This is a genomic window from Actinacidiphila alni (assembly GCF_900112845.1).
GTDB classification, from domain to species: domain Bacteria; phylum Actinomycetota; class Actinomycetes; order Streptomycetales; family Streptomycetaceae; genus Actinacidiphila; species Actinacidiphila alni.
In genome coordinates this window covers 204,991-222,129 of sequence record NZ_FONG01000002.1, presented here as the reverse complement: position 1 = coordinate 222,129, position 17,139 = coordinate 204,991, and the positions used below count along the sequence as shown (strand labels likewise).

The following is a 17,139-nucleotide window of genomic DNA, read 5'->3' as shown; positions in this document are numbered from 1 at the left end:
GGCCACCGCACACGACGTCACACGGGGGACCCGTCCATGAAGCTGCCACGTCACGACGCGGCGGCCGGCCGCGGTGGCCCTCTTCCCGGTCCTGAGCCCGGGAGCCTCGCGGAGGCGGAGGCAGCGGCCGACGGCGGGACGCCGGCCGTCAGCGGCAGCGCCTACCGTGTCGCCTTCCCGCGCCCCGCCGCCGGCCCGCTGCTCCAGGTCTCGCGCCGCCTGCTGCTCGCGCTGCTGGTCCTGGTGATCACCGTCCTGGTCGTCTACCTCGACCGCGGCGGCTACCACGACAATGCCAACGGCTCGGTGTCGTTCCTGGATTCGCTGTACTACTCGACGGTGACGCTGTCGACGACCGGCTACGGCGACATCGTCCCGTACAGCACGGGCGCGCGGCTCGCGAACACCTTCCTGGTGACACCGCTGCGGGTGATCTTCCTGATCATCCTGGTCGGTACGACGCTGGAGGTGCTGACCGAGCGGACCCGTGAGCAGTTCCGCCTCAAGCGCTGGAGGAGAACCTTGCGCGACCACGTCGTCATCGTCGGATACGGCACCAAGGGCCGGTCCGCCGCCCAGACGCTGATCGGGCGCGGCATCCCGCAGAGCCGGATCGTGATCGTCGACCCGAGCCCGAAGGTCGTGCAGGCGGCGACCGACGAGGGATACGTGGCCGTCGTCGGCGACGCCACCCGCAACGATGTGCTGATCCGCGCCGAAGTGCGGGACGCCAAGGAGATCGTGATCGCGGCGCAGCGCGACGACACCGCCGTACTGGTCACCCTGACGGCCCGTCAGCTCAACCGGCGCGCGCACATCGTCGCCTCGGTGCGTGAGGAGGAGAACGCGCCGCTGCTGCGGCAGTCCGGCGCGAACGCCGTCATCACCAGTTCCAGCGCGGCCGGCCGGCTGCTGGGCCTGTCGATGCTCAGCCCCAGCGTCGGCGTGGTGATGGACGACCTGATCACGTACGGCAGCGGCCTCGACCTCATCGAGCGGCCGGTCACCAAGGACGAGGCGGGCCGGGCCCCGCGCGACCTCCACGACCTCGTCGTCTCCGTCAAGCGCGGCCACCGGCTGCTCGACCACGACGACCCCGAGGTGACGCCGCTGCAGCTCACCGACCGGCTGATCGCCATCCACCGGGCGGGCCCCGCCGCCCCGCGGACGTGACACCTTCAGGGAGCCGGGACATCCGGGGGAACGGGGCCACGGAGGTAGCCTCGGCGGCATGTACGCGATCACTATTCCGCAGCCGGGCGGCCCCGAAGCGCTGACCTGGGCAGAGGTGCCGGACCCGGTGGCCGGGGACGGAGAGGTCGTCGTCGAGGTGGCGGCGACCGCGGTGAACAGGGCCGACCTGCTCCAGCGGCAGGGTTTCTACGATCCGCCGCCGGGCGCGGCGCCGTACCCGGGGCTCGAGTGTTCGGGGCGGATCGCCGAGGTGGGTCCCGGGGTGTCCGGCTGGGAGGTGGGCGACGAGGTGTGCGCGCTGCTCGCGGGCGGCGGCTACGCACAGAAGGTGGCGGTGCCCAGCGGCCAACTGCTGCCCGTGCCCAAGGGGATCGACCTCGTCACGGCAGCCGCGCTGCCCGAGGTCACCGCCACCGTCTGGTCCAACGTCTTCCTCACCGCCCACCTGCGCCCCGGCGAGATGCTGCTCGTGCACGGCGGGTCCAGCGGCATCGGCACCATGGCCGTCCAGCTCGGCAAGGCGATCGGCGCGACCGTCGCCGTCACGGCGGGCAGCGCGGAAAAGCTCGCCGCCTGCCGGGAGTTGGGCGCCGACATCCTGATCAACTACCGCGAGCAGGAATTCGACAAGCTCGTCACCGCCGACGTCATCCTCGACATCATGGGCGCGAAGTACCTCGGCCGGAATGTGGACACCCTCGCCGTCAACGGACGGCTGGTCATCATCGGCCTCCAGGGCGGCGTCAGCGGCGAGCTGAATCTGGCCACGCTGCTGAGCAAGCGGGCCGCCGTCGTCGCCACCTCGCTGCGGCCCCGGCCGCTGGACGAGAAGGCGACCATCGTGGCCGCCGTCCGCGAGCACGTCTGGCCGCTGATCGAGGCGGGCGGCGTACGGCCGGTGGTCGACCGTACGCTGCCGCTCACCGAGGCCGCCGAGGCCCACCGCGTGGTGGACGGCAGCACCCACATCGGCAAGGTGCTGCTGACCACCGCGTGAACGGGCGCTTTCCCGGATAACGGTCCGATACGGGTCCGGCCGCCCGGGATGCCGGAAATGTTGCCGCGTGTGACGCTGATTCCACACAGGGTTCGGAATCCCCACTGGGTTCGGCGGAGAGGCGGAACGCGTGCGGCGGGCACCCGGCAGACGAGGCGCGGTACGGGCGGCGGCGCCCGTGCTGCTGGCGGGAGCGATGGTGGTTCCGGCGGCGGGGGAGGCGTGGGGCGCCGGGCCGGTGCCCGCGCCGTCGCCGCCGGGGGCGGCGGGTTCGGACATCGTGCACGACGTGCTCACGCAGGTGGTGCCGGGGCTGACGGGGCTTGTCGGGCACGGGGTCCGTCCGGGGCCTTCTGTGCCGCCGGGCGCGGGGTCTCCTTCGGCCGCGCCGACGCCTTCGGGCACTCCCAGTGCCACGGCTTCTCCGGCTTCTCCGACTCCTCCTCCGACGGCGAGTCCTACGGCGACTCCGAGTCCGACGTCCACTTCGGCTTCGACGGCTTCGGGCAAGGTCGCGCCGCCGGGCGCCGCCGGAGTGCGGCCGCCGGCCGGGCCGTTGCGGCCGCCGTCGCCGGTCGTCACCGTCCTGCCCTCGCCCGCTGCCGGGGCCCGGCTCTCCTTCTCCGGGCGGTCCGCGTACGGCACCGGTGGCTCGGCGCCCTCCCTCGTCCCGCCGTCGCCTGCCGCGTCCCTGCCCGCTCCCGGGGCCGGGGGCACCGACCTCGTGCGGGCCGCTCCGGCCGAGGAGGGGCCTGTGGCCGTCTACGAGCCGGCCCGGCGCGTCCTGCGCATCCTTCCGCTCGGCGCGGGGCTCTCCCTCATCGGGCTCGGGCTCGGCTTTTTCGGCTTGCGCCTGCGCAGAGCCTGACCTCTCGCCCCCGGGCACGCCGGTCCTTTCCGGGCCGCCCCCGGAACCCGCACCTCTGCGGAGGAGGGTGCCCCGTCAGGGGCGCGGCCCTGTACCCGCGCGTGCGGAGGACGGCAACCCTCAAGGGGCGCGGGGAACTGCGCGGCCCGCCCCCACCGGCCGGTGGTCGCAAAAACAACAGCGTCTGCCCCGCTGGGGGCGGTTTTTGACCCGCAGCCCCGCGCGGGCTGAGCGCGCAGTTCCCCGCGCCCCTAACGAACCGCACTCCGCAGGAGGGAAGGCGGGCCTTGCGGCGGGGCGACATACTCGGTATACATACCGAGTATGTCGATCCGTCACGGCCTGCTGGCCCTCCTGGAGCGAGGCCCACGCTACGGCTTCCAGCTCCGCACCGAGTTCGAGTCCCGAACCGGCTCCACCTGGCCGCTGAACGTGGGCCAGGTGTACACGACGCTGTCCCGGCTGGAGCGGGACGGCCTGGTGGTGCCGGCCGGGGAGGACGACGCGGGCCACGCGTTGTACGCCATCACCGAGGGCGGCAGGGACGAGCTGCGCCAGTGGTTCGCGAGCCCGGTGGACCGGGCGAATCCGCCGCGCAATGAGCTGGCGATCAAGCTGGCGATGGCGGTGGGTTCTCCCGATGTGGACGTGCGGGCGGTCATCCAGGCGCAGCGCGTGCACACGATCCGGGCGATGCAGGACTACACCCGGCTCAAGGGGCAGGCCCTGGAAGCGGCGGCCGGTGAGCCCGGGACGCCCGACCGGGACGACGTGGCCTGGCAGCTCGTCCTGGACCAGCTCATCTTCCAGGCCGAGGCCGAGGCCCGCTGGCTCGACCACTGCGAGACCCGGCTCGTACGGCTGAACGCGCTGAGCCCGCGACCCGAGGCGGACGACGCCCCGGCCCCCGTACCGGCCGACGAAGAGGCGGAGAGCGCGGCCGAGGAGGACGGCGGGCTGCGCGGCGCTCTGCGACGCACCCGGGCCCGCCGCTAGCCGGCCGCGGCGTACGGCCGTCCGACCAGCGGCCGGACCCGCGGCAGCACCCGCGCCCGATCACCGGGAACACCCCGATCACCCGGAACACCCGGACCGCTCGGATCACCCCGATCACCGAGAACACCCCACGACCCCGCACACCACGACCCAGGGGGAAGCACCGCCCATGTCAGGACAGTCCGCTCAGCAGCCGTCGGCGTCACCGGCGGCACCGGCATCCGCATCCGCACCGCCCGACGCTCCCGTCCTGCGGCTGGAATCCCTCACCCGTGTGCACGGCAGCGGGGCGACCGAAGTGCACGCGCTGCGCGGCATCGACCTGGACGTACGGCCCGGGGAACTGGTGGCCGTGATGGGCCCGTCCGGCTCCGGCAAGTCCACGCTGCTGACGATCGCGGGCGGACTCGACCTGCCGACGTCCGGCCGGGTGATCGTGGAGGGCACCGATCTGACGACGGCCACCCGCAAGGAGATCGCCGCGCTGCGCCGCCGCAGCATCGGCTACGTCTTCCAGGACTACAACCTGATTCCGGCGCTCACCGCCGCCGAGAACGTGGCACTCCCCCGCGAGCTGGACGGCATCGGCGCCCGCAAGGCCCGGCGCGAGGCGCTGGCCGCGCTGGAGGAGACGGGCCTGGCCGAACTGGCGGACCGTTTCCCCGACGAGATGTCCGGCGGCCAGCAGCAGCGGGTGGCGATCGCCCGCGCGCTGGTCGGCGACCGCCGCCTGGTGCTGGCCGACGAGCCGACCGGCGCACTGGACTCCGAGACCGGCGACACCGTCCTGGCGCTGCTGCGCTCGCGCTGCGACGCGGGCGCCGCCGGCATCCTGGTCACGCACGAGCCGCGCTTCGCCGCGTGGGCGGACCGGGTGGTCTTCCTGCGGGACGGCTCCGTGGTCGACATGACGCTGCGCTCCTCCGCCGAGTCGCTGCTGACCGGCGGTGCGGCCCAGTGAGCGGCACCCCCGAACGCGGCACCCCCGAAAGCGGCGGCCCCCGGGATACGGGAAACGCCGAACCCCGCGGCACCGGCCCCCGGGACCCGGAAAGCACCGAACCCCGCGCCACCGGGTGGGCCGCGGGACTCAGCTCCTGGCGCGCCGCCATCCGTATCGCCCGCCGTGACGCCTGGCGCTCCAAGGGCCGCAGCGCGATGGTGCTGGCGATGATCGCGCTGCCGATCGTGGGCGTGAGCGCCGCCGACATCACCATCCGCAGCTCGCAGTTGAGCCCGCAGGAGCAGATCACCCGCGACATGGGCGCCGCCGACGCGCGGCTGTCGGACGGCTTCACCGGCGGGAAGCCGCTCTACCAGGACCCGAAGGCCAACACCTCGCTCTCGGTCGCGTACGCCAACACCGACCCGGACGCGCCCCCGTCCGACACGGCGGACACGGACACGGACTCGTCGAAGCCGATCGACGCGCGGGCCGGGATGCCGGCCGGCGCGCGCTGGCTGTCCGACACCCAGGTCTACGCGCAGTTCAAGACCAAATACGGCCTGCTCCAGGACCCGGTACGGGAGTTGAAGGCCGACGACCCGATCGCGCGCGGCATCACCCGGCTCGACCGGGGCCACTACCCGGCCGCCGACGACGAGGTGATCGCGACCAACGCGTTCCTCAAGTCCAGCGGCCTGCACGTCGGTTCGAAGCTGACCGTCCGCGACCTGGACCGTACGTACCGGATCGTCGGCGCGTACGACCTGCCGAGCGAGCTGAAGACCGAGCAGGTCATCGCCCGGCCCGGCGCGTTCATCGCTCCCTACCGCGCCGCGCGCAAGGCCGCGAACGCCTCGGTGCAGGACGACTACACCACCTATCTGGTGTCGGTGCCCGGCGACTTCACCTGGAAGATGGTGCAGCAGTCCAACGCCAAGGGCGTGACGGTGAAGTCGCGCGCGGTGCAGCTGCACAATCCCGCCGACTCCGACGTGCCGTTGTACCGGACCCGGCAGGGCAAGTACGCGGGCAACTACGGCGGCAGCAGCTCGGGGAGGGCCGAGGCGGTCACCGTGGCCGCGACCATCGTGGGCCTGGCGATGCTGGAGATCTGCCTGCTCGCGGGGCCGGCCTTCGCCGTCGGCGCGCGCCGCTCGCGCCGCCAGCTCGGCCTGGTCGGCGCCAACGGCGGCGACCGCCGGCACATCAGGGCCATCGTGCTCTCCGGCGGCCTGGTGATCGGCGTCGCCGCGGCCGTCAGCGGCACCCTGCTCGGTCTGCTGCTCACCTGGCTGCTGCGCTCCCCGCTGGAGAACTACGTCGGCAAGCGCTTCGGCGGCCTGACGCTGCGGCCCGCGGAACTGCTGGGCATCGCGGCCCTCGCGGTGCTCACCGGCCTGCTGGCCGCCGTCGTGCCCGCGATCACCGCGTCCCGGCAGAGCGTGCTGTCCTCGCTGACCGGCCGCCGCGGCGTACGGCACGCCAACCGGGTGCTGCCGGTGATCGGACTCGGCGCGGTCTGCCTGGGCGTCGGCATCGCCGTCTTCGGCTCGATGCGCACCGACAGCACGCTCGCCGTCGGCGGCGGCTCCGGCATCGCGGAGCTGGGCATCGTGGCCCTCGCGCCCACCCTGGTCGGGCTGTTCGGCCGGGCGGGCAAATGGCTGCCGTTGACCCCGCGGCTCGCGCTGCGCGACGCGGTGCGCAACCGGGGCCGTACGGCGCCCGCGGTCGCGGCCGTCCTGGCCGCCGTCGCCGGTTCCGTGGCCGTCGCCACCTACGCGGCCAGCTCCGACCAGGGCGACCGGGACGCCTACCAGGCCCGGCTGCCGCGCAGCGTGCTCACGGTGATGACCTCGTACGACAACGTCCGCGACCTGCCCGCCGTCCGCGCGGCGATCGAGAAGCACTACCCGGTCTCCGGCCGCGCCGACGTCTCCACCATGATCGTCGGCGATGTGAAGTGCCAGCTCACCTATGGCGACGGAAAGGGCTGCGGCGATGTCGAGGCCATGCGCCCGCCCGCCAATGTGTGCCCGAACGACCGGCCGGAGGGCACCGAGGGGCTCAGCCTGGCGCAGCGGCGCGCGCTGGCCGACGACTGGCGCTGCCGCAGGGTCGACGCGATGGACGCCATGCCCACCAGCAGCGGCATCCTGATCGGCGGCCCGGCCGTACTGCACGCCCTCGGCATCAGGGACGGCGCCGCCGAGCAGGCGCTGGCCCACGGTGAGACGGTGCTGTTCGACAAGGCGTACCTCGACCACGGCGCGCTCAGGCTGAAGGTCATCCTGGACACGTCCAAGACCGTCCCGGAGGGCCAGGAACCGGTCGGTCCGGTCAGGACGGTGCCCGTGCACATGGCCGCGGAGAACCGCACCCAGTCGTTCGGGGTGCTGGCCGTGATGCCGAAGGAGGCGGCGGAGACGGTGAAGGCGGCCGGGGTCAGGACGGTGCCGCTCGGCTCCTTCTACACCAACTCCCGGATGCCCGACAGCCGGCAGCGGCAGGCCCTGGACAGTGACCTCGCCAAGATCGGCACGGACGCCGACGTCTATCTGGAGCGCGGCTACACCGCGGACAACAATCTCATCCTGCTCGCGCTGACGATCTTCGCCGGCCTGGTCACCATCGGCGCCGCGGGCATCGCCACCGGGCTCGCGCAGGCCGACGCGGAGCCCGACCTGAAGACGCTCGCGGCGATCGGCGCGGCGCCCCGCGTGCGGCGCACACTGTCCGGCTTCCAGTGCGGGGTGATCGCCGTGATGGGTGTGGTGCTCGGCTCGGCGGCGGGCATCCTGCCCGCGGTGGGGTTGCGGCACACCGAGCGGCGGCACGAGTGGCGCTACTACCACCAGATGCTGGACTCGGGCTGGGCCAACCAGAGCCAGGTGCCGCACATCCCGATCGTCGTCCCGTGGGGCACCCTGCTGGCGCTGATCATCGCCGTGCCGCTCGGCGCGACGCTGCTCGCGGCGCTGGTCACCCGCTCGCGCAGCCAGCTGGCCCGCCGCGCGGAGCCGTAGAGCGGCTCGCGGTGGCCGGCTCCCCGAGGGAACCGGCTCCCTGAGGGGACCGGCTCCCTGAGGGGACGGCGTCGGCCGTGAGGAGGCGGCGTCGGCCGGGGCCCGTGCGGTACGGGACCTGGCCGACGCCGTCGCGCGTCCTCGGGGACAATGGCGGTATGGAGATGCCGATGAACGAACGCTCGCCGGAAAGCTCGCAGAGTCCGCACAATCCGCAGGATCAGCAGAACGCGTCCCCCGCGCCGAACCAGCAGGTCCTGATCGTCGGCCCGGACGGGATGTCGCTCGGCGGCGCGGCCGGCGAGGGCGGGGAGCACGGCGAGATCCCGGTGACGGAGATGGTCGAGCAGCCGGCGAAGGTCATGCGCATCGGCAGCATGATCAAGCAGTTGCTGGAGGAGGTCCGGCAGGCTCCGCTCGACGAGGCCAGCCGGGTGCGGCTGAAGGAGATCCACGCCAGTTCGGTGAAGGAGCTGGAGGCCGGGCTCGCGCCGGAGCTGGTGGAGGAGCTGGACCGGCTCTCGCTGCCCTTCACCAATGACAGCGTGCCGAGCGAGGCCGAGCTGCGGATCGCGCAGGCCCAGCTGGTGGGCTGGCTTGAAGGGCTCTTCCACGGCATCCAGACCGCGCTGTTCGCCCAGCAGATGGCGGCCCGCGCGCAGCTCGAACAGATGCGGCGCGCGCTGCCGCCCGGCGTGGGCGGCCACGAGGAGGACGAGGGTGGCGGCCAGGGCGGCGGCGCCCGCTCCGGCCCGTACCTCTGACCGTCGCCGCGCCCGTGCCGTCCGCGCCCCCGACCGGGGGCGCGGACGGCACGGTCAGTTCGCGCTCTTGCCGGTGGACACCCAGATGGTGACCTTGCCGTCCTTCTTCGGGTTGTAGTCGTCCAGGTACTTCGGCGACTGGCTGGTCACCGCGCCCTTGCCCCACTGCTGCTCGTCGGTCTGCTTGATCGTGTACTGCCAGCCCGCCTGCTGCATGCAGGCCACGACGGAGTCCACGTAGATCGACGTGAAGTCGGGCATCGTCATGATGTCCGGGTCGTCGGAGATCAGGTCGTTGTGCGCGTTGGTGCACTTGTCCGGGTCGATGGTGCGGCTCTGGTCGCCCTTGACGACGTCATTGGCGCCCGTGCCGCCGGTCCCCGAAGTCGAGGCGGTGGTCGACGGGGTCGTCGGCGCCGAGGTGGTCGGGCCGCCGGTGTTGTGGTCGTCGCCCGCGTTGTCGTTCTTGTCGCCGCCGCCGTTCATCGCGATCACGATGGCGACGATCACCGCGATGGCCACCACGACGACCGAGGCGCCGATGATCATCGGCATGTTGTTCTTGCCGCCACCACCGCCGGTGCCGTGGCCGCCGCCGTTGCCGATCCCGCCGCCGGGCGCCCCGCCGCCGGTCCGCTGACCGGGCATCTGGTGCTGCTGCTGGGACTGGTGCTGCTGGTGCTGCGGCGCCAGGTTGTACGCCGGGGTCGGCGGCGGGGTCTGGGCCTGCTGCGGGTAGCCGTACGCGGACGGCGGCGCGGTCTGCCCGTACCCGCTCTGCGGCTGGGCCTGCTGCGGCTGCGGCGTCGGCGCGTACGGCGTCTGCATCTGCGGCGGCGGGGTCTGCACCGGGCCCTGCGCGTACGGGAAGACGGACGCCGCGACGCCCTCGCCGCGGCTGCCGGTCGCGGTCCCCGCCGACATCTGCGGCATCGTGTTCTGCCGCGTGGCCGCGTACACCCGGTCCGACTCGTCGTGCATCGCGTCGGCGGTCGGGAAGCGCTCGGCCGGATTCTTCCGCAGCGCGCGCGCCACCAGGGCGTCGACGGCCGGGCTCAGCGCCCGGTTGTAGGTGGACGGCGCCGGCGGGATCTCCTGCACATGCTGGTACGCCATCGCCAGCGGCGAGTCCGCGTCGAACGGCAGCCGCCCGGTGAGCAGTTCGAAGAGCATGCAGCCGACCGAGTACAGGTCGGAGCGCTCGTCCACACCGCGGCCCAGTGCCTGCTCGGGCGACAGATACTGCGGGGTGCCGACGACCATGCCGGTCTGCGTCATCGACGTCACACCGGACTGCATGGCGCGCGCGATGCCGAAGTCCATGACCTTGACCACGCCGCGCTTGGTGATCATCACATTGCCGGGCTTGATGTCCCGGTGGACCAGGCCCATCTCGTGGCTGACCGCGAGGGCCGCCAGCACGTCACCGGTGATCTTCAGCGCCTTGTCGGCGGGCATCGCGCCGTGCTGCGCCACATCGGCGGCCAGCACGTCGCCGAGCGGCTTGCCCTCGACGTACTCCATGACGATGTACGGCACGAGCTGGCCGTCGATCATGTCCTCGCCGGAGTCGAAGACCGAGACGATGTTGGTGTGGTTCAGCTTGGCGACGGACTGCGCCTCGCGGCGGAAACGCTCGCGGAAGGACTGCTCGTTGCCGAGATTGGTGTGGAGGGTCTTGACGGCCACCGGCCGGTCAAGCACGGTGTCATGTGCCAGGTGCACGGACGCCATGCCGCCCTGCCCGAGCAGGTCGCGCAGCTGGTACCGGCCGCCGCCGACCGAGCGTCCCGTGTACCCGCCGCCCTGCGTGGCGTCGCCGCTCATCTCTACCGGTCCCCCTGGGAAAGTCCACCGGGGAGATTTCTGTCCTGATACATGTCCCCGTGCCTGCCCGGTAAGTCTGGCCCATCGCACGGACACGTCAAGTTCGTTGACCATCTCGTCACCTGATGCGCATCGTGCACGCACAGAGCGCGGACACCGGCCGAACGCCCGGTTCCGGCGCCGCTCCGGTGCCGTTCCGGTGTCCGGTACGGCGGACGTGTGCCCGGTGGCAGGCCCGAAAGCGGTACGGTGGCCGCTCCGGGGCATCCGCATGGTACGGGCGTCCGCGCGCCCGCCCGCCCGGACGATGACCGCGCGCGAGCGACCGCGCACAGACGACGTACAGACGTACAGACGACGGCGAGGACTGATGGTCGACCCCAAAGAGACGGCCCCAGGACCCGGAGCGTCGGAGACTTCCGGCCAGTGGGGTGTGGGCGCCGTCGTCGGCGAGGGCCGGTACCGGCTGACCCGGCGGCTGGGCCGCGGCGGCATGGCCGAGGTGTTCGCGGCGGAGGACGTACGGCTCGGCCGGATCGTCGCGGTGAAGCTGCTGCGCACCGATCTGGCGGAGGACCCGGTCTCCAAGGCCCGCTTCACCCGGGAGGCGCAGGCCGTCGCCGGTCTGAACCACCACGCGGTGGTCGCGGTCTACGACTCCGGCGAGGACCGTACGGCCGCCGGCGCCGCCCCGTACATCGTGATGGAGCTGGTCGAGGGCCACACCATCCGTGACCTGCTCTCCAGCGCGGAGCCGCCGCCCGTCGACCAGGCGCTGCTGATCGTCTCCGGCGTCCTGGAAGCGCTGGCCTACAGCCACCAGCACGGCATCGTGCACCGCGACATCAAGCCCGCCAACGTCATCATCACCACCAATGGCGCGGTCAAGGTCATGGACTTCGGCATCGCGCGGGCGCTGCACGGCGCCCAGAGCACGATGACGCAGACCGGCATGGTCATGGGCACGCCGCAGTACCTCTCGCCCGAGCAGGCGCTCGGCAAGGCCGTCGACCACCGCAGCGACCTGTACGCGACCGGCTGCCTGCTCTACGAGCTGCTCGCGCTGCGTCCGCCCTTCACCGGCGAGACGCCGCTGTCCGTGGTCTACCAGCACGTCCAGGACGAGCCGCAGATCCCGTCGCAGATCAGTGACCGGGTGCCGCCCGAGCTGGACGGCCTGGTGCTGCGGGCGCTCGCCAAGCAGCCTGACGACCGCTTCCAGAGCGCCGAGGAGATGCGCGGCGTCGTGCAGTACGCCCACCAGGCGCTGCTCGCCCAGGGCGGCTGGACCGGCGGACTGTGGAACACCGGCGTCGTCACCCCGGGCGCCCCCGGCGGTACGGCGCCGACCGTCGTCGCCCAGGGCCGGCCCGGTAACGGCTCCACCACCGCGGAATTCGGTGCCCCGCTGCTCGCCGGGATCTCCGGCACCGGAGCGGACGACGGCGGCCAGGGCTACGGCGCCCCGCCGCCCGGCGGCGGCAACCCCTGGCTCAAGCCGGTGCTCTTCGCCGTCGCGGCGGTGCTCGCCATCGCCCTCGGCGTCTACTTCGCCACGCAGGGCGACAACAGCAACGGCGGCGACAAGCCGGCCCACACCCCGTCCTCCTCGGTGACGCAGGACACCGGTGCTCCCTCGCAGGAGCCCACGAACGAGCCGACCAATACCGGCGACGTCGGCACGGGCACCTCGACGGAGACCGGCGGTCCCACGACGGAGCCCCCCACAACGGCGCCGACCACCCCTCCCACAACGGCACCCACGACGCCGCCCACGACGCCGCCGACCACTCCTCCCACGACGGCGCCGACCACTCCTCCCACGACGCCGCCGACGACGCCGCCCACCACGGAGCCGACCCCGTCGAGCACGGACACCCCGGACGAGTAACGGCTCCGCCAGGGAGAGAGGGTGCCCGATAGGGGCGCGGGGAACTGCGCGCCCAGCCGCAGCGCGCCTTCGGACAAAAAACCGCCCCCAGCGGGGCAGACGCTGTTGTTCTTGCGACCACCGGCCGGTGGGGGCGGGCCGCGCAGTTCCCCGCGCCCCTTGAGGGCTGCCGTCCTCCGCACGCGCGGCTACAGACGCCCCGCCCCTGAGGGGCACCGTCCTCCGCACGCGCGGGTACAGGGGCCGCGCCCTGGAAGGGCCGTCGCACGGGTGCGGGTCAGTCCGTGAAGCTGTCCATGACAGCCGCGTATTCCGCGGTCCACCAGACCGCGAGGGCCGACGCGGCCGGGAAAAGAGGATCAGAGCGCCGGTCACGGCGCTGATAGCGCCAGTGAAGCATCCAGAAATCGTTGAGCCGCTCCCACCACACGCGGTGGACCGCGGCCCCGACCTCGGGGGCCGAGACGCCCGCGGCGGAGCGGTAGGCGCGGGCGTACGACCGTACCTTCGGAAGATCGAGGCGCCCGTCCACCGGGTGGACGAAGAAGATGGCGGCGGCCCGTACCGCCTCCTCGGCACGCGGCTGGACCCCGAGCCGGTCCCAGTCGACGATCGCGGCGGGCTCCTCGCCGCGGTAGAGCAGGTTGAGCGGATGGAAATCGCCGTGCACCCAGCCGCTGACCGGCCCGTCGGCGTCCGGCGGCCGGCGGTGGGCGTGCCGCCGCAGCAGGGCGCGGCGCTCCAGCAGCCGGTGCTCGGCCAGCTCGTCGAAGGTGTCCCGCGGCCGGTGCCCGCGCACCAGGTCGAGCAACTCGTCGATCTGCTCGTGCGTACGCGCCGGATCGGCGCTCGGGTGGTGCCGCCGGTCGGCGGGCGGGGGCGGCTGCACCCGGGCGAGACCGGCGTGCACCATGCCCAGCAGGGTGCCGAGCCGCCGCGACTGCGCCGCGCTCAGCTCCGTCCCCTCGCGGTGCCGGCCCTCGATCCAGGGGAAGAGGGCGTAGCCGTGGCCGCCGAGCCGTGCGACGGTGCGCCCCCGGCGGTCGGGCAGCGGCGCCGCGGCGGGCAGCCCGAGCCCGGCCAGGCCCCTGGTGGCATGGTGCTGGCGGGCGATCACAGCGGGATCGGCGGTGTCCGGGGCCACGTACTGCTTGAGGAAGAACCGGCCGCGGGTGGTGGTCACCTCGTACCCCCGGTTGAGCAGGCCGCGGGGAACGGGTTCGCAGGTCAGCGGGGTACCCGCGTCCTCGTAGCGGCGCAGCAGAGCGGTCAGGGGAGGCCGCGCCGGCGGCGCCTTCGCCGTGCCCGTCACGCGGCACAGCGTAGATCACCGCGACACCCCGCCCGCACGAAGTGGCGGCACGCCCCGGTGACCTGCTAATGCGGCGCTACGACCGCTGCGGCCGCCCGCCCGCCGCCTGCATGCGCGCCACATATGCCGCCGCCTGGGTGCGCCGCTCCATGCCGAGTTTGGCGAGCAGCGAGGACACGTAGTTCTTCACCGTCTTCTCCGCCAGATGCAGCCGCTCGCCGATCTGCCGGTTGGTGAGCCCTTCGCCGATCAGGTCGAGGATGCGCCGTTCCTGGCCGGTCAGCTCGGCCAGCCGCTCGTCGCCCTCGGACCGCGCGCCACCGTGCCGCAGCCGGTCCAGCACCTTGGCCGTCGCCACCGGGTCGAGCAGCGACTTCCCGGCCGCCACGTCCCGGATCGCCTCGATCAGGTCGTTGCCGCGGATCACCTTGAGCACATATCCGGCCGCGCCCGCCATGATCGCGTCGAACAGCGCCTCGTCGTCGGCGAACGACGTCAGCATCAGGCATTTGATCGACGGGTCGTGCGAGCGCACCTCCCGGCACACCTCGACGCCGCTGCCGTCCGGCAGCCGTACGTCGAGCACCGCCACGTCCGGCCGTGTCGCCGGAATGCGCGTCATCGCCTCGGCGGCGTCCCCGGCCTCGCCGACGATTTCGATACCGGGCTCGGCGGAGAGCAATTCGTGCACCCCGCGGCGGACCACCTCGTGGTCGTCGAGCAGGAACACCCGGATCACCGGATCGCCCGCCGCGGTCGCCGGTTCGCCCGTGGGGACCGCGGGTTCGTCCGCGGGGTCCGTGCGGCTGTTTCCTTCTTCTGCCACCTGCCCAGCCTCCTTACGGCACCTGCCAAGCCTCGCACCGTTGGGATCTCCTTGCCTCTTACGCGCTTTCCGCATCCGGGATACGGTGCGGTTGTCCCGGTGGCCTGCGAGAACGCGTATTTACTAGGAAATCCAAGCAAAACCGCAGGTCGGACGGCTTCGCGCTATTGCGTGGGTTATGGGTAACGTCTGAGTTGCAGGCCACTAGCCGGGGCACTGTCACGCCTGGCTCGGCCATGCCGCACACACCCCGTGCGACGCGTCGGACCAGGTGAGCCGCACACTGGCTGCCCGGCGGATCCCGGGGGCCGGACAGACGGAGGAGCGAACGTGAGCGTGAAGAGCACTGCCGCTGGGGGCCCGCCCGCCAAGAGCAGGGGCCGGACCACCCGCGCAGCAGGCGCGAAGCGCCGTGGGACGGAGCCGGAGCTCGTACAGCTGCTGACCCCCGAGGGGGAGCGCGTCGAGCACGGCGAATACTCCATCGACCTGACGCCGGACGAGCTGCGTGGCCTGTACCGCGACATGGTGCTGACCCGCCGTTTCGACGCCGAGGCGATCACCCTGCAGCGTCAGGGCGAGCTGGGCCTGTGGGCCTCGCTGCTGGGCCAGGAGGCCGCCCAGATCGGTTCCGGCCGGGCCACCCGTCCGGACGACTACGTCTTCCCGACTTACCGCGAGCACGGCGTCGCCTGGACCCGCGACGTGGACCCGCTGAATCTGCTGGGCATGTTCCGCGGCGTCAACCACGGCGGCTGGGACCCCAACGAGAACAATTTCCACCTCTACACGATCGTCATCGGCTCCCAGACGCTGCACGCCACCGGTTACGCCATGGGTGTGGCCAAGGACGGCGCGGACTCCGCCGTGATCGCCTACTTCGGCGACGGCGCCTCCAGCCAGGGCGACGTGGCGGAGGCGTTCACCTTCGCGGCCGTCTACAACGCGCCGGTGGTCTTCTTCTGTCAGAACAACCAGTGGGCGATCTCCGAGCCGACCGAGAAGCAGTCCCGGGTGCCGATCTACCAGCGCGCCGCCGGCTTCGGCTTCCCCGGCGTCCGGGTGGACGGCAACGACGTCCTCGCGGTGCTCGCCGTCACCCGTGCGGCCCTGGAGCACGCGCGCAGCGGTCAGGGCCCGATGCTGGTGGAGGCGTTCACCTACCGGATGGGCGCCCACACCACGACCGACGACCCGACCCGCTACCGCGCCGACGAGGAGCGCGAGCAGTGGGAGGGCAAGGACCCGATCGCCCGGCTGAAGGCGTACCTGGACAAGCAGGGCCTGGCCGACGAGGCGTTCTACGCCGCGATCGACCAGGAGAGCGACGCGCTCGCCAAGCGGGTGCGCGACGGCGTACGGACCATGGAGAGTCCGGACACCATGGCGATCTTCGAGAACGTCTACGCCGACGGGCACGCGCTCGTCGACGAGGAGCGGGCGCAGTTCGCCGAGTACCTGGCCTCCTTCGAGGACACGGCCACCGCGGGAGCTTCCGGAGAGGGGCACTGACATGACCCAGATGGCCATTGCCAAGGCCCTCAACGAGTCGCTGCGCAAGGCGCTCGAGAGCGACCCGAAGGTCCTCGTCATGGGCGAGGACGTCGGCAAGCTCGGCGGCGTCTTCCGGATCACCGACGGTCTGCAGAAGGACTTCGGCGAGGGGCGGGTGATCGACACGCCGCTGGCCGAGTCCGGCATCGTCGGCACCGCGATCGGCCTCGCGCTGCGCGGTTACCGCCCGGTCGTCGAGATCCAGTTCGACGGCTTCGTCTTCCCGGCGTACGACCAGATCGTCACCCAGCTCGCCAAGATGCACGCCCGCGCGCTCGGCAAGGTCAAGCTGCCGGTCGTCATCCGCATCCCGTACGCGGGCGGCATCGGCGCGGTCGAGCACCACAGCGAGTCCCCCGAGGCGCTGTTCGCGCACGTCCCGGGCCTGAAGGTGATCACCCCGTCGAACGCCTCCGACGCCTACTGGATGCTCCAGCAGGCCATCGAGTGCGACGACCCGGTGATCTTCCTCGAGCCGAAGCGGCGCTACTGGGACAAGGGCGAGGTCGACACCTCGGCGCTGCCCGGCTCCCCGCACCAGGCGGTCGTCGCCCAGCAGGGCACCGACCTCACGCTCGCCGCGTACGGCCCGATGGTGAAGGTCTGCCTCGAGGCCGCCGCCGCTGCCGCCAACGAGGGGCGCAGCCTGGAGGTCGTGGACCTGCGCTCGCTCTCCCCGATCGACTTCGACACCCTCCAGGCGTCCGTCGAGAAGACCGGCCGGCTGGTCGTCGTGCACGAGGCCCCGGTCTTCTACGGTTCCGGCGCGGAGATCGCGGCCCGGATCACCGAGCGCTGCTTCTACCACCTCGAGGCCCCGGTGCTCCGGGTGGGCGGCTTCCACGCGCCCTACCCGCCGGCCCGCCTGGAGGAGGAGTACCTGCCCGGCCTGGACCGCGTACTCGACGCCGTCGACCGCGCGCTGGCGTTCTGAGGAG

The 17,139-nt window shown here is 72.5% G+C and carries 12 protein-coding genes; 9 read left to right on the top strand and 3 right to left on the bottom strand.

Features of this window, described 5'->3' with window-relative positions:
- Positions 1-36 precede the first annotated feature (36 nt).
- The 6 genes from BM076_RS03845 to BM076_RS03815 all read left to right on the top strand — a co-directional run bounded on the left by BM076_RS03845 (position 37) and on the right by BM076_RS03815 (position 8,791).
- Positions 37-1,173: a potassium channel family protein gene (locus tag BM076_RS03845; RefSeq protein WP_093711910.1), complete on the top strand. Its 1,137-nt coding sequence runs from the start codon at positions 37-39 to the stop codon at positions 1,171-1,173.
- A gap of 58 nt (positions 1,174-1,231) precedes the next feature.
- Positions 1,232-2,191, top strand: a complete 960-nt coding sequence (locus BM076_RS03840) for an NAD(P)H-quinone oxidoreductase (RefSeq protein ID WP_093711909.1) — start codon at positions 1,232-1,234, stop codon at positions 2,189-2,191.
- 1,192 nt (positions 2,192-3,383) lie between these two features.
- Positions 3,384-4,055 carry a PadR family transcriptional regulator gene (locus BM076_RS03830; RefSeq protein ID WP_093711907.1) on the top strand — a complete coding sequence of 224 codons (672 nt, stop codon included), beginning with the start codon at positions 3,384-3,386 and terminating at the stop codon, positions 4,053-4,055.
- A gap of 169 nt (positions 4,056-4,224) precedes the next feature.
- Positions 4,225-5,016 carry an ABC transporter ATP-binding protein gene (locus BM076_RS03825; protein ID WP_093711906.1) on the top strand — a complete coding sequence of 264 codons (792 nt, stop codon included), beginning with the start codon at positions 4,225-4,227 and terminating at the stop codon, positions 5,014-5,016.
- Between the two features lie 209 nt (positions 5,017-5,225).
- Positions 5,226-8,027: an FtsX-like permease family protein gene (locus BM076_RS03820; protein ID WP_093712219.1), complete on the top strand. Its 2,802-nt coding sequence runs from the start codon at positions 5,226-5,228 to the stop codon at positions 8,025-8,027.
- 158 nt (positions 8,028-8,185) lie between these two features.
- A complete protein-coding gene (locus BM076_RS03815) occupies positions 8,186-8,791 on the top strand; it encodes a bacterial proteasome activator family protein (protein ID WP_093712218.1) in 606 nt (201 codons plus the stop codon).
- A 54-nt stretch (positions 8,792-8,845) separates the two neighbouring features.
- Here the strand turns inward: BM076_RS03815 and BM076_RS03810 are convergent, their stop codons facing one another.
- A complete protein-coding gene (locus BM076_RS03810) occupies positions 8,846-10,618 on the bottom strand; it encodes a protein kinase domain-containing protein (protein ID WP_093711905.1) in 1,773 nt (590 codons plus the stop codon).
- Between the two features lie 370 nt (positions 10,619-10,988).
- Between BM076_RS03810 and BM076_RS03805 the strand changes: the two genes are divergently transcribed.
- Positions 10,989-12,509 carry a protein kinase domain-containing protein gene (locus tag BM076_RS03805; protein WP_245795702.1) on the top strand — a complete coding sequence of 507 codons (1,521 nt, stop codon included), beginning with the start codon at positions 10,989-10,991 and terminating at the stop codon, positions 12,507-12,509.
- A 277-nt stretch (positions 12,510-12,786) separates the two neighbouring features.
- On the opposite strand, the gene BM076_RS03800 is transcribed toward BM076_RS03805, so the two are convergent.
- Together BM076_RS03800 and BM076_RS03795 are read right to left on the bottom strand one after the other, a co-directional pair.
- Positions 12,787-13,830: a phosphotransferase gene (locus BM076_RS03800; RefSeq protein ID WP_407640622.1), complete on the bottom strand. Its 1,044-nt coding sequence runs from the start codon at positions 13,828-13,830 to the stop codon at positions 12,787-12,789.
- A 67-nt stretch (positions 13,831-13,897) separates the two neighbouring features.
- Positions 13,898-14,560, bottom strand: a complete 663-nt coding sequence (locus BM076_RS03795; RefSeq protein WP_177246338.1) for a response regulator — start codon at positions 14,558-14,560, stop codon at positions 13,898-13,900.
- 417 nt (positions 14,561-14,977) lie between these two features.
- Here BM076_RS03795 and pdhA point away from each other — a divergent pair, with 417 nt between their 5' ends.
- Both pdhA and BM076_RS03785 read left to right on the top strand, forming a co-directional pair.
- Positions 14,978-16,159, top strand: coding sequence for a pyruvate dehydrogenase (acetyl-transferring) E1 component subunit alpha (gene pdhA, locus BM076_RS03790; RefSeq protein ID WP_093711902.1), 1,182 nt, complete (start codon positions 14,978-14,980; stop codon positions 16,157-16,159).
- A gap of 1 nt (position 16,160) precedes the next feature.
- Positions 16,161-17,135 carry an alpha-ketoacid dehydrogenase subunit beta gene (locus BM076_RS03785; protein ID WP_093711901.1) on the top strand — a complete coding sequence of 325 codons (975 nt, stop codon included), beginning with the start codon at positions 16,161-16,163 and terminating at the stop codon, positions 17,133-17,135.
- Positions 17,136-17,139: the final 4 nt, after the last annotated feature.